Consider the following 12231-nt stretch of genomic DNA (forward strand, 5'->3'; position numbering starts at 1 on the left):
CGTTAAGCTTGGGGGCGAATCCTTAGGGTGGGCCCAAAGATGACCGACCAAGACGCCGAGGCGCCCGCCCGCGCCTTCATCTCCTACTCTTGGTCGTCGGCCATGCATTCCTCGTGGGTCCTGGCCCTGGCGACGCGACTGCGAGAAGACGGCGTCGATGTCATCGTGGACAAATGGGACCTCAAGCCGGGCCACGACGCCTATGCCTTTATGGAGCAGATGGTCACGGACAAGACCATCCGGAAGGTGGTCATGGTCTGCGACAGGATCTACGCCGAAAAGGCCAACGGCCGGTCCGGCGGCGTCGGCGTCGAAAGCCAAATCATCTCCCCTGAACTTTATGGGCGGAGTGCCCAGGACAAATACGCCGCGGTGATCAGGGAGTTGGACCCCGACGGCAAGGCCTATGTCCCGGTGTTTTATGGCGGCCGCATCTATTTCAATTTCCAGTCGGATGACCTCTTCGAGACCGCCTATGAGGAACTGCTGCGCTGGCTGGTCGACAAACCACAATATGTGAAACCCAAGCTCGGCAAGCTGCCGGCCCACATCGCCGCCAACGCGCCGATCGCTTCAGCCCTGGCTTCTCGAGCCAAGCGACTGGAGGATGCCGTTCGCAACGAGCGACCCCATGCCCTGGGCCTCTTGCGTGAATTTTATGAAGGCTTGAGGGACGAACTGGCACTGATCCAGCCCGTCGAAAAGGAAGGTCAGGCACGAGGGGACGACATCCTGGAGGCCGTTGGCCTGATGCGTCCGTATGTGCGGCAGGCCCAGGACGTGGCCCTGGCCGTGATGCGCTTCACCAACGACATCCGTTTGGCCGACGAGTTACTGCGCGGTCTGGAGGTTCTCGCTGACTTGATGGCGCGACCGGACCGCCCCGGCGCGTTTTCCGACGAGGACCAAGACGCCCATAAGATCGTCGTCGGCGAACTCTTCCTGACCACCATCGCCCTTGGTCTGCGCGAAGAACGCTTCGATCTGGTCGAGCGCGCTTTGTCGCGTTCCTATCTGATGCGTGACGCCGACTATGGCGTTGGACGCTCGGCGCACGACTTCACGGGATTCCAACGCCATTCGATGATGCTGGAGCGACGCAACGCGGTCTTGAACCTTGGCAGCGCCGACCCCCGCGCCGATCTCTACCGCGAGGACTATGAAGGCCATGCGATCAGTTTCGAAGACATCATGCAGGCAGAGTTCGTGATCTATCTGCGGTCCAACGCCACCCAGCGACCGCGCTCCCAATGGGGGAGTTGGCATCCCGAGACTCTGGTTTACGCCTCACGTCGTCGTCACCCCTTCGCGCTCTTCAGCCGGGCTGAATCCGCCGCCTTCTTCGCCCGTCTTGCTCCCGTACTGGCGGTACGCTCGCTTGAGGAATTTCAAGCGCTACTGATCAAGTTGGAAGCTGATCCGCAACGCAATTTGCACAAGGGCTTTTCACGTCCGTCGATCCCAATTCTCGCTAACGGCGAGTACCTGGGGACGGCTGCCTGATCAGATCAGCATGGCGTGCTGGCTGGCGAATGTCAGCGAACGTTCTTGAAAGTAAACGCGCATAGGCGGAGCCAGCTTGTAGGCGAAACTAAAGTGCGCGATCATAGTGATGTGTATTTGTCAAATGTAGAAATTCCTATTTAAAATCAAAACGCTATTATTTACCGGTATTGATCACGGGTAAACACAAACGCGTTATTAAAAAAGCCCAGTGATTTCAATTCACTGGGCTTAAAATCATGATTGAGTGGGAGTGACGGTAATATAATGCCGTATTCGCTGGATTTGCATCCGGCGTCTCACACTTACATGGGCGGCTCCGGCGACGACCGCTGGGAGATCGAGATCGATGAGTCAGGAGGGGCTACCGCGCCTGACTCATCGATGGCTCTTTGAAGGGGCCGCTTTCTGGCGTCGGCAACAACTCGCCGAGGCGGATCCCGCAGTCGGTGAGATTTAAGTCCTCTCAGCCAAGGTTGACGGGGTCAGGGATCGACCGCCGACCATCGACGCCCAGCAGCGGCCCCTTCGATTGCACCCTAACCTTGCCGTCGGGATAGGCGCGAAGGACATTGCTCGTGGAAGTGATGAACTGGCCGGTCGCCACGGGCGCGAGACATCGGCTGCGTATGTGCAATCGGAGCAGGCTACGCGCTCCCCTTGAGCCGGGCGGGGTCATCGCAGCCGAGCGACACCGCGCCCAACGCCCGGAGGAAGCCGAGCGCGGCGACCATGTCCCCGGCGCAGTACTGGGCCAGGGCTCCGAAGCCGCGCTCCATGTAGGTCTCGAAGGTTATGGGATGGGTGATCACCCGTAACGCGCCGTCCTCATCCACTCTCAGCGGTGACGGCAGTCGCCGTTGCGCCAAATCCGAGCAGGCCGCTCCCAGCCAGTCCAGGCAGGTCAGGGCCGTGAACGGGTCATTGACGCCCGGCGACAGCGCACGGCCGGCGATCTCGACGAGTTCGTCGATCAGGAACCGCAGATCCTGCAGCGCCGTGCGCCTGGAGCCGACCGCGAAAGCTTGGGTCACCGACCCGGCGCAGGCCTCGTCGTAGCGTTCCGGTGGCCAGGCCTCCACGATCGTACGACCCTCCTGGACGAAATCGCCCGGCTGATGCTGCAGGCGCAGCACCAGATCGTGCTGGCGGGCGAAAGCCATCAGGGTCTCGTCCTCCACCACCTGCAGGTAGCCGGTGCTTGGGGCGGCGATCAGGGCTCGGTTGGCGGCGTCGGCCACGCTGGCGTCCGGCCGGAACGCGGCGGGAATGGACGGCGGCGCGTTGTCGGCGGCGTGCGCGGGAGCCGGGGCGCCGACGACCCCAGGATAGCTGCGGCCGATACTCGCGAGCAGGCGGTCGCCAACGTCCTCGACGACGTGGTTGATATGCAGTTGGCGCGGCACATGGTGGATAAAGAAGATCAGGACAGCGATCGAACAGAGGGCCAGGGCCACCCCGACCAGAAGGGCGAGGTTCGGGACGAAGTCGCCTTGAGCGCCGGCCTCGTCGGCCGAACGGATCGTCCGCAGGATCAGCAGGCAATAGACGAAGGTCGCGATGAAGGTGCCCAGGGTGACTTGGTTGCCGCGATCGCTCATGAAGTTGCTGAGCAGTCGGGGGCCATATTGACCCGAGGCGTAGACGACCGCGGCGATGGTCACCGAAAACACCGTCCCGGCCACGGTGATCATCGAACTGCTGATCACCGAGAGCACCTGTCGCGCGCCGTTGGGGCGCGCGGCGTAGAGCCAGGGCAACCCGTCCATCCAGCCCGATCCAGCGTGGGTGTCGGCGAAGATCATCCCACTGGCAAGGCCGATAGCGGCCAGGACCATGATCGAGGGCAAGAACCAGTAGCTGCCCTGCAGGTCGTCGACCAGCTTGAGCAATTTGGATCTCATGGGCCGGACTCCTGGGCGTGTGGCGGGACGTGGCGCGCTCCTGGGAAGGCAACGCTTGGAGCGGGAAGATGCTGCACGCTTGGCCTGCTCCGTCCGGCTTCGGCGGGCATCGAGTCTTGAGCAGCCAACTAGGGTTTGGCCTGGCCGGGGGCGTGGGCGTCCTTGTCATGCAAGACGTCCTGCCGGTAGAGCATGGTGATGACGGTGTAGGCCACGAGGCACAGCGGCGTGGCGAACAGCACCCCGAGCGGCCCGAAGACAATACCCAAACCCACGACCGCGAAGATGCCGAGCACGACCGGAAGGGACGCCAGGTTCTTCTGCACCATCGGTGTGATGACATTGGCCTCCAGTTGCGACACCCCGGCATAAAGGGCCAGGGTCAGCCAGAAGGTCTGGCCGCCTTGCATCGCGGCCAGGATCAAGGCTGGCGCGGCCGAGGCGATGGGCCCCACGATCGGCACGAACTGGGCGACGCCGGTGATCAGGCCAAGCGCCACCGGCGCGGGCACGCCGATCGCCCAAAGCCCAAGGCCCACGAGCCCGCCGACAAGCGTCATCGACGCCAATTGGGCCCGCAGCCAGCCGTTCAGGGCCGCGCCGCATGCGTTCAGCACCGCGCGCAGCCGGGCTCGGCGCGCCATGGGAATCATGGCCAGCACACCCTCGCGGCTGGCTTGGGGATGGACGGCGAGGAACACCCCCGCCACCAGGACCAGCAGCAGCGTCGCAAAGCCGGAGACCATCGCCAGGGCGACCCCGGGGGCGCGCGCCAACGCGGGCCCGACCTCGGCCCCCAGGCCCTTCAATTGGTCGAGCACCACGCTCGCGAAGGGCCAAGCCGCCCACCGCGCCTGCACCGTCGCCCAGGCGCGGGGCAGGGTCGTGGAAAGATCCTCCACCTGATTGAAGATCTGGCGGCCAAACAGAAAGCCGATCCCGCTCAAGATCGACAGGACGATCAGAACGGCCAGGCCGACCGCGAGTCCGCTTGGCAATCTCAGCCGCTTGACCAACGGATCAGCGATGGACCGCAGGACCACCGCGACCACGATCGAGCCGAAGATCAGGATCCACAAGTTGGCCAGCTTCGCCGCGATATGGGCTAGGCCATAGGTGACGACCAGCGCCACGGCGGCGCGGACGAGCGTGCCCGTCGAGATCGTGCGGCGCGCGCCCTCGCTGCGCGAAGGTGTTTCTGAGGTCATGGGCCTGGCTCCCGGGGCTGTCGGACGAGAGCGTCGCAATAGGGCCGAGGTTCCGTCGGCGAATCGCCCGCGGGGCCGACCCACGGCGCGCTCGCCGGCTTGAGTGATGGCGCGCGCCCCGAGATCCGCTCGACCCCGGCGCGGGACGCCCGTCAGTTGGCCGCGGCCCGCAAGCCAGCGAGTTCCGAGACTTGGCGCTCGGGCATCACCACTTTCAGGTGCGGGAAGGGGATCTCGACCCCGGCCTCGTCGAAGGCCAGCTTGATCCGGCGGTTGTACTCGCGCCCGACGTTCCACTGTTGGAGGGGCTGGGTCTTGATCCGCGCCTTGAGCACCACGCCGCTGTCGGCCAGGCTGTCGACCCCGACGACCTCGATGGGCTCGAGGATCTTGTCTGCGAAGTCAGGATCGGATTTCAGGCGCGCCCCAACCCGCTTCATGATCGCCAGGGCCGCGTCCAAGTCCGAGCCATAGGATACCTGCAGGTCGAAGACGTAGTAGGAGAAGCTCTTGGTCAGGTTATGCAGCACCTGCGCCTCGCTATAGGGAAAGACGTGCACGGTGCCGTCGAAGTCCCGCAGCCGGATGGTGCGCAAGGTCATCTGCTCGACCAGCCCGCCGCTGTCGCCGATGCGAATGATGTCGCCGACCGAGACGATGTCCTCGACGATCAGGAAGATGCCGGTCAGGAAGTCCTTGACCAGGGTCTGGGCGCCAAAGCCCAGGGCCACGCCGACGACGCCGGCCCCGGCCAGAAGCGGGCCGATCTTCACGCCCAACTCGCTCAGGGCCATCAGGATCGCCACGATGACTATCGCCGTTTGGGCCACGCCCCGCAGCAGGGGCGCGAGCGTGGCCAGTTGGGCGCGCCGGCGCGGTTCCACCGCATGGTCGGCGAAGCCCTCCATGCCCCGCCCGATCGCCAGGCTGACCACCTCGAACACCGCCACCGTCGCGATCAGCAAGAGCCCCAGGCGGATCACGCCGGCCAACATCCGCGCCCCCAGCGGCGTCGCGGTCCAGGCCAGCAGGTTGAAGCCCCAGATGTCGGCGATGACCAGCACGGCGGCGACCCCGGCGAGGGCCTGGACGATCCAGCCGGCCAGCCGCGCCAGGCGGTTGGCGCGGACGGTCATCTCCGCGTCGGCGGGCCCGGGCAGGCGGTGGGCGCCGACCTTGGCGATACGCCTGGCCAAACGTCCGGCCGCGATCGACAGGCCGACGACGAGCAGGGTCAGAAGCAGATTGAGCGCCCAGGCCAAGGCGCTGAGCTGGGCGAAATGGGACAGCAGGCCGGTCAAGGCCGCCAGGATGCGTTCGCTGGCCGTCATCGGGAGCGGGTCTCCTTGCAGGGTGTGTGATTGGCGGGCCGGGTCAGGCCGGCGCGAACGCTTTGGCCAGCGCTCGGCGCACGCGCGCCACCTGCTCGTCGGGCGCCCGCCACCCCACCGTTTCGACCGCGGCGTGGGCGGTCTCGTCCAGCAGCATCGAGCGGACCCCCCAATTGTCGTTCAGGGTCTGAGCCAGCTGCTCGGCGCTGCGCTGGCCGGTGGTCTGGCTGGCCAGCAGCGCCACGGTGGGACCGGTGTGGGCCGTCACCGCCAAGGCCAGGCCCGCGGTGGTGAAGGGGCCGATGACGCTCACCTGCGCCTCGTCGAGGGCGGCCATCAGACGTGTGGCGCGATCCTCGTCGTCGCAGATCAGCAGAATGGTTTCGTTGATAGGATCGTCCATGTTCCCTCCAGCCGGTTGCGGTCAAGAAGCATCGTAGAGCGATCTAATCGGGCGCGGAAACACGATGGCCTGACAATATTGTGAGGCTTTGGCCGGGAACCTTGGCGGTCAGAACGGAAAGAACATCGGGATCACAGCCAGCCCCACCGCCCAGGTGATCAGATTGAGCGGCGCGCCGATGCGTACGAAATCCAGATAGCGATAACCGCCCATCTGGTAGACCAAGACGTTGGTCTGGTAGCCGAACGGCGTGGCGAAGGCGGCGCTGGCGGCCATCATCACCGCCACCAGGAAGGGACGAGGGCTGACGCCCAGGCTCTCGGCCAAGGCCACGGCGATGGGCGTCAACAGCACCGCCACCGCCGCGTTGGAGAGGATCTCGGTCAGCAGCAGGGTCGCGCCATAGATCAGGGCCAGGGCGTAGAGCGGCCCCAGTTGCCGCAGCCAGCCGACCAGCGCGTCGGTGGCCAGGGCCGCAAGGCCGGTGACCTCCATCGACAGGCCCACCACGACCATGCCGGCGATCAGCAACAGGATCTCGGGCCGCAGGCCCTTATAGGCGTCGTCGACGCCGATCATGCCGGTGACCACCAGCAGCACGGCCCCCGCGAACGCCGCCGCCGCGATCGGCAGCAGGCCCAGGGCCGCGACCGTGACGACCAGGACGAAGACGCCCAAGGCCGCGCCGGCCCGCAAGGGATCGAACGGCGCGTCGACCGGATAGAGGGCGGGGTCTTCACCGGCGAGGGGATTGATCCCCGCGAGCGGGGCGGGGGCGTCCTGCGCGTTGGGGGAGGGCGCGGCCGACAGCAGCCGAGGACCGAACACCACCATGTAGACGCCGGCGACGGCGGCGATGATCAAGGCCACGGGGGTGACCTCGAACAGGCTGAACGTCGGCTGGCCGGCGTTACGGGCCATGTCGTTGACCAGGAGATTGGTCGAGGTGCCGATCAGCGTGCAGGCCCCGCCCAGGATCGTGGCGTAGGACAGCGGGATCAGGAACCGTTTGGGCGACAGGTTCATCGACCGGGCGACATCGCGCACCACCGGCGCGCCCAGCACGACGATTGGAGTATTGTTCAGGAACGCCGAGGCCAGACCGCAAAGCACGATCACCAGCCACAGGCCTGTGGCGCCCAGGTGCGCGCACAGCCGCGTCGCCCTGCGGATCACCAAGCCCAGCAAACCCGACAGCTCCATGGCGTAGGCGATGACGAACAACGACGCCAAGGCCAGGATGGCCGGACTGGCGAAGGCGGCCTGCACCTCGACCGGACGCACGGTCCGCGTGCCCAACAGCACCGCCGCCCCGGCCAGGGCCACGACGTCCGAGCGCAGCTTACCGTGAATGAGGCCGGCCACGACCGCCGCCAACACGGCCAGGGCGATGATCTGACCAGGCGTCATGGCCGGCGCGCGGACCCGGCGGAGAGGACGTCAGGCGCGAACCGGGGCGAAGGCGATTGCAATCGGGACCTTGTCTTCTGCTAGGCTCAAGCCATGAGCGACAATAGACAGAGGTCCCCGGACCGCAAGTTCGCCCTGATCGCGCCCCTGGCCATCGGGGCCGCGGCGATCGTCGTGCTGGTCCTGGTGCTGACGCGCCCCGCGCCCGCGCCGCCGGCTCCTGAGCCGCCGCCGCCCGTGGTCGCCGCGCCGCCGGCCAAGGTCGCGCCCGCCGCGGTCGTCTCTCGCGCCGACCTTATCCAGGCGGCGGCCAAGGCCGCCGACGCCTACGCCTCGGGAGCGCCCAGCCAGGGCGCCGATCTGATCGGCCGACGGTTTTCCGTGCGTCTGGCGTTTGGTTGCGCTGGCCCTCTCGCCGATCCCGGCCCCGCCCAGGCCTACTACCAGGTCGACGCCAAGGCTTCGTCCCTGCGTCTCGTCGCCAGGCCTTCGATCTGGACGGACCTGCCGCTCGTCCGCGCCGCGCCCACGCCGGCGGGCACCGAGACCGTCGAAGGGTTCTGGATTCCGCGCCCGTGGCTGACGGGCGACCAGTGCCCCAAGCGGCGAGAGGTCGCGCCGCCCGCCACGCCCACGCCGGTCGAGCAGCCAAGCCTTGGCTTGGCGGTCCTGCATGGTCAGGACGCCGCCCGGACCGAGCGTCGAGGCCAGCGCCCCTATGAGCATGTCCTGAAACTGCCGCCCGACAGCACAGCCCAGGGCCGGGTGTTCGAGCTGGTCCTGGAGGGGCGGATATCCGGCTTCGCCGATGGCGCGGCGGCCCATTGCTGGAGCGAGTCGGCCGAGCATCGGCCCGTGTGCCTCTTTGCGATCGATCTCGATCGCGTCGCCTTCGAGGACAGGGACGGAGCGGTCCTGGCCGATTGGCCGCGATAGAGTTGCTCGTCTTGGATTACCGCGCGGCCGGCGCGGCGCGGTGAGCCGCCTCGATGATTTCGGCCAGGATGTCGGCGCCTTGCCGCAGTTGGCCCAGATTGCGCCTGGAGATGGTTTCCAGGATGTCCGCGCCGCGCGGTCGCAGCGCCAGAACCACCCGGCGGCGATCGGCGTCGTCATCGCGTCGCGAGACGAGGTCTCGTTCAATCAGACGCGCGACCAGTTCGACGGCGCTGTGGTTCTTGATCAACAGACACTGGGCTAGTTCGCCGATCGAGATGGGATCGGGGCCACGATGGGCCTTGATGGCGAGCAAAGCCTGATGCTGCTGACTGGTCAGGCCATAGGCCCGCGCGCCTTCTTCACTGAACGCCAGGAACTGGCGGATGGCCCGGCGAAACTCTCCCAAGGCTTGATAGTCATCGGCGGTGAGAGGCTGGCTCGGCTCGCCTTCTGCATTGCTATCGACGGGGCTATCGACAGGAGGGAAGGCGGGCTGGTCGGGCGCGGTCACGGGCAAGGTCCTGGCGCGCGAAACACTCGCGTCGCGCTGGGCTTTTTAGCATGCCTGCCGAGTCGCGGGAGAGGGGGCGGGCCCTCGATTTGACATCACATCGTGGCACGATATTCATGAGCCATGATTGATCGCACACCCCAGAGCGACTCGGTCACGGGGGCGCCGAGGCGGACGTTCATGGTCTGGTTCGCATCGGCGTTTCGGGGCAAACGCCTGATGATCGCCTTGGTCGGGGCCGTCCTGATGGCGGCCGCGGGCGCTTGGGCTGGCGCCCGGCTTGGCCTGGACGATCTAGAATTGCGACCGCCTCGCGGACCGCATCTGCGCGTGCTGCCCGGGCAGGGCGGTAAAGCCAGCGTCACTATCCCGTGACCCGTCTCCCATTCGCCACCCTGCCTGTTAGGCTGCGGCGGGTCCTGACGCTTAGGTCGGGACCTGTCACGCTTTCGTCGCATCGTGCGACAGGATCGCCTGCCCGCTCGGCCGATCCCTCATCGTTGGAGAACCACCGCGCCGCGCACGGCGCTCGCATTCACAAGGGGCCCGTCATGCCATCATCGATCTCGCCAGGCGAACCACGCCTTCCGCTCGCCCGCCGCCGCGCCTCGTCGCGCCCCGCCGGCCAGTCGCCCAAGCCTTAGGCCTTTCGATCGCTCGGCGCGCTTGCGCGCCGCCCCCTGAGCCGCCGTCGGTCTCCACCGGCGCGCCGGCGTTCTTGCGTCCGAATTTGACCATTCCGGCGCCTGCCATGGAGCTCGCCATGACGGCCCAAATCATCACCTTTCCCGACCCCTTGCCGCCGCCGCCGCCGTTGAATACCACCGGTTGCGCCTTGTTTCTGGATCTTGACGGCGTGCTGGCCCCGATCGTCGATAGGCCCCAGGACGTCGGACCCGACCCGCGAAGGACCTTCATCCTGCGCCGTCTGGCCGAGCGCCTGCAGCGACGGCTCGCCATCGTTAGCGGGCGCACCGTCGCCGAGGTCTCCGCGATCACCGAGGACGCCGTCGCGGCTGTCGCCGGCGTTCACGGCTTACAGAGACGCACGGTCTTAGGCGACGAGATCGCCGCGCTGCCCGACGCCGATCTGGCCGACGCCGCGGCGGTGTTCAGGGCGCTGGCCCGGGCCCAGCCGCTCTTGTTGGTCGAAGAGAAAGGCCTGAGCGTGGCGCTGCACTACCGCGCCTGTCCCAGCGCCTGCGAGGCGGTGCGCGAGGCCGCGCGGCGCCTGGAGGCGGCCACCGGCCTGGTCCTGCAGGAAGGCGACATGGTCGCCGAACTGCGAACGGCCGGCGCCGACAAGGGCCAGGCGGTGCGAGCCTTCCTGGGCGAATGGCCGTTCCAAGGCGCGCGGCCGATCTTCGTGGGCGATGACCTCACCGACGAGGATGGGTTCATGGCCGCCGAGGCCGCGGGCGGCTTCGGCGTGCTGGTCGGTCCCTCCAGCCGCCAGACCCTGGCGCGTCATCGTCTGCCGGACGTCCCCGCCGTGTTGGACTGGTTGGAGGCGGCCATTCCCGGAGGTGTCGCATGAGCCGGCTCATCGTGGTCTCCAACCGGGTCAATCCGCCCAGCGACGAGGGCGTGGGCACCGCGGGCGGTCTAGCCATGGCCCTGGCGGCGGCGCTGCGCGAATATTCCGGCGTCTGGTTCGGCTGGAGCGGTGAGACGACCGAGAGCTTCACCGGCCAGATCTCCATGCAGAAGGTCGGCGGAGTCACCGTGGCGCTCCTCGATCTGGAGGAGCAGGACCGGGAGGAATATTACGACGGCTACGCCAACCGCACGCTGTGGCCGATCTTTCATTCGCGGACCGATCTGGCCGCCTATGAGCGTTCGTTCGGGGAAGGCTATCAGCGGGTCAATCGCCGGTTCGCCGAGACCCTGGCGCCGCTGATCGGACCGGGCGACCGGGTGTGGATCCACGACTATCACCTGATCCCCCTGGCCCAGGAGCTGCGTCGTCTGGGCGTGGCCAATCGGATCGGCTTTTTCCTGCACATACCCTGGCCGAGCCGGCGGCTGCTGACGACCTTGCCCCAACACCGGGAGCTGGTGGAATCTCTGCTGGCCTACGATCTGGTGGGCTTCCAGACGCGGGACGCTCTGGAGGCGTTCAGCGACTATGTCGAACGCGACCTGAACCTGACGATCGCGGACGGCGTGATCGCGGCCGAAGGCCGCTCCACGCGGATCGGGGCGTTTCCGATCGGCATCGAGGGCGACGCCTTCGCGCAGCTGGCGTGCGGGGACACCGCGCAAGCGGCGTTCGAGCGGGTGCGGGTGAGCCAGACCGGGCGCAAGATGATCCTGGGCGTCGACCGGCTCGACTATTCCAAAGGTCTCGAAGAGCGTTTCCTGGCCTATGAGCAGCTTCTGGCCGACCATCCCGATTGGGCCGAGCGCGTGTTCCTGCTGCAGATCGCCACCCCTAGTCGGGACGCGGTGGAGGCCTATCAGGAAATCCGCGCTCGCCTGGACGGGGTGTCGGGGCGCATCAACGGCGCCTACGCCACGGTCGACTGGGTGCCGATCCGCTACGTCAACCGCGCCCATCGCCGCGACGAACTGGCGGGTATTTATCGCGCCGCCCATGTCGGCCTGGTCACGCCCTTGCGCGACGGGATGAACCTGGTGGCCAAGGAATATGTCGCCGCCCAGGACCCCGATGACCCCGGGGTCCTGGTGCTGTCACGCTACGCTGGGGCGGCCGAGCAGATGCAGGACGCCCTGATCATCAATCCGTTCAGCCGCGAGGAGACCTCCGAGGCGCTCGGCCAGGCCCTGGCCATGTCCCGCGCCGAGCGGATCGCCCGCTGGCGGCGGTTGATGGACGGGGTGTCGCGCGATGACGTGGCGGCCTGGCGCGACGCCTACGTCAACGCGCTCGACCGGGGAAAGGCCGATGGCGATCAAGAGCACGGCGACAGTCGAAAAGCATCGTGATACGATGTACTGATCGATCCTAAATCGAAAAAGGCGACCGTCAGTGTCGCCAGTCGGGAGGAAACGCTCATGA

Annotated in this window: 10 protein-coding genes; 4 read left to right on the forward strand and 6 right to left on the reverse strand. The window is 66.8% G+C overall.

Translation table 11 applies throughout. The features are described from left to right. Nucleotides 1–39: 39 nt before the first annotated feature. Complete coding sequence (locus AC07R7_RS18450) at nucleotides 40–1503, forward strand: SEFIR domain-containing protein (RefSeq protein WP_494636192.1); 1464 nt, start codon at nucleotides 40–42, stop codon at nucleotides 1501–1503. A gap of 647 nt (nucleotides 1504–2150) precedes the next feature. On the opposite strand, the gene AC07R7_RS18455 is transcribed toward AC07R7_RS18450, so the two are convergent. The 5 genes from AC07R7_RS18455 to AC07R7_RS18475 form a co-directional block, all read right to left on the reverse strand. Further along, nucleotides 2151–3407 carry a DUF2254 domain-containing protein gene (locus AC07R7_RS18455; RefSeq protein WP_492884668.1) on the reverse strand — a complete coding sequence of 419 codons (1257 nt, stop codon included), beginning with the start codon at nucleotides 3405–3407 and terminating at the stop codon, nucleotides 2151–2153. 128 nt (nucleotides 3408–3535) lie between these two features. After that, a complete protein-coding gene (locus AC07R7_RS18460; RefSeq protein WP_494636193.1) occupies nucleotides 3536–4615 on the reverse strand; it encodes an AI-2E family transporter in 1080 nt (359 codons plus the stop codon). 152 nt (nucleotides 4616–4767) lie between these two features. Beyond that, on the reverse strand, nucleotides 4768–5946 hold the full coding sequence (locus AC07R7_RS18465; protein ID WP_492884672.1) for a mechanosensitive ion channel family protein: 1179 nt from the start codon (nucleotides 5944–5946) through the stop codon (nucleotides 4768–4770). Nucleotides 5947–5989: 43 nt separating this feature from the next. Continuing rightward, nucleotides 5990–6349 carry a hypothetical protein gene (locus tag AC07R7_RS18470; protein ID WP_492838330.1) on the reverse strand — a complete coding sequence of 120 codons (360 nt, stop codon included), beginning with the start codon at nucleotides 6347–6349 and terminating at the stop codon, nucleotides 5990–5992. 108 nt (nucleotides 6350–6457) lie between these two features. Further along, on the reverse strand, nucleotides 6458–7759 hold the full coding sequence (locus tag AC07R7_RS18475) for an SLC13 family permease (RefSeq protein ID WP_494636194.1): 1302 nt from the start codon (nucleotides 7757–7759) through the stop codon (nucleotides 6458–6460). A 93-nt stretch (nucleotides 7760–7852) separates the two neighbouring features. On the opposite strand from AC07R7_RS18475, the gene AC07R7_RS18480 reads away from it, so the two are divergent. After that, nucleotides 7853–8695: a hypothetical protein gene (locus tag AC07R7_RS18480; protein WP_494636195.1), complete on the forward strand. Its 843-nt coding sequence runs from the start codon at nucleotides 7853–7855 to the stop codon at nucleotides 8693–8695. A gap of 16 nt (nucleotides 8696–8711) precedes the next feature. On the opposite strand, the gene AC07R7_RS18485 is transcribed toward AC07R7_RS18480, so the two are convergent. Next, nucleotides 8712–9209 carry a MarR family winged helix-turn-helix transcriptional regulator gene (locus tag AC07R7_RS18485; RefSeq protein ID WP_494636196.1) on the reverse strand — a complete coding sequence of 166 codons (498 nt, stop codon included), beginning with the start codon at nucleotides 9207–9209 and terminating at the stop codon, nucleotides 8712–8714. Between the two features lie 763 nt (nucleotides 9210–9972). On the opposite strand from AC07R7_RS18485, the gene otsB reads away from it, so the two are divergent. Beyond that, nucleotides 9973–10746 carry a trehalose-phosphatase gene (gene otsB, locus AC07R7_RS18490; protein WP_494636197.1) on the forward strand — a complete coding sequence of 258 codons (774 nt, stop codon included), beginning with the start codon at nucleotides 9973–9975 and terminating at the stop codon, nucleotides 10744–10746. Beyond that, complete coding sequence (gene otsA, locus AC07R7_RS18495) at nucleotides 10743–12158, forward strand: alpha,alpha-trehalose-phosphate synthase (UDP-forming) (RefSeq protein WP_492884680.1); 1416 nt, start codon at nucleotides 10743–10745, stop codon at nucleotides 12156–12158. Before otsB ends, otsA begins: the two co-directional genes overlap by 4 nt. Nucleotides 12159–12231: the final 73 nt, after the last annotated feature.

The sequence above is a fragment of the Caulobacter sp. GW821-FHT05F04 genome (genome assembly GCF_059419665.1).

Excerpts from the sequence above, each read along its gene's own strand:
- AC07R7_RS18450 (WP_494636192.1), top strand. The coding sequence starts at position 40 with ATGACCGACCAAGACGCCGAGGCGCCCGCCCGCGCCTTCATCTCCTAC.
- AC07R7_RS18455 (WP_492884668.1), bottom strand. The coding sequence starts at position 3,407 with ATGAGATCCAAATTGCTCAAGCTGGTCGACGACCTGCAGGGCAGCTAC.
- AC07R7_RS18460 (WP_494636193.1), bottom strand. The coding sequence starts at position 4,615 with ATGACCTCAGAAACACCTTCGCGCAGCGAGGGCGCGCGCCGCACGATC.
- AC07R7_RS18465 (WP_492884672.1), bottom strand. The coding sequence starts at position 5,946 with ATGACGGCCAGCGAACGCATCCTGGCGGCCTTGACCGGCCTGCTGTCC.
- AC07R7_RS18470 (WP_492838330.1), bottom strand. The coding sequence starts at position 6,349 with ATGGACGATCCTATCAACGAAACCATTCTGCTGATCTGCGACGACGAG.
- AC07R7_RS18475 (WP_494636194.1), bottom strand. The coding sequence starts at position 7,759 with ATGACGCCTGGTCAGATCATCGCCCTGGCCGTGTTGGCGGCGGTCGTG.
- AC07R7_RS18480 (WP_494636195.1), top strand. The coding sequence starts at position 7,853 with ATGAGCGACAATAGACAGAGGTCCCCGGACCGCAAGTTCGCCCTGATC.
- otsB (WP_494636197.1), top strand. The coding sequence starts at position 9,973 with ATGACGGCCCAAATCATCACCTTTCCCGACCCCTTGCCGCCGCCGCCG.
- otsA (WP_492884680.1), top strand. The coding sequence starts at position 10,743 with ATGAGCCGGCTCATCGTGGTCTCCAACCGGGTCAATCCGCCCAGCGAC.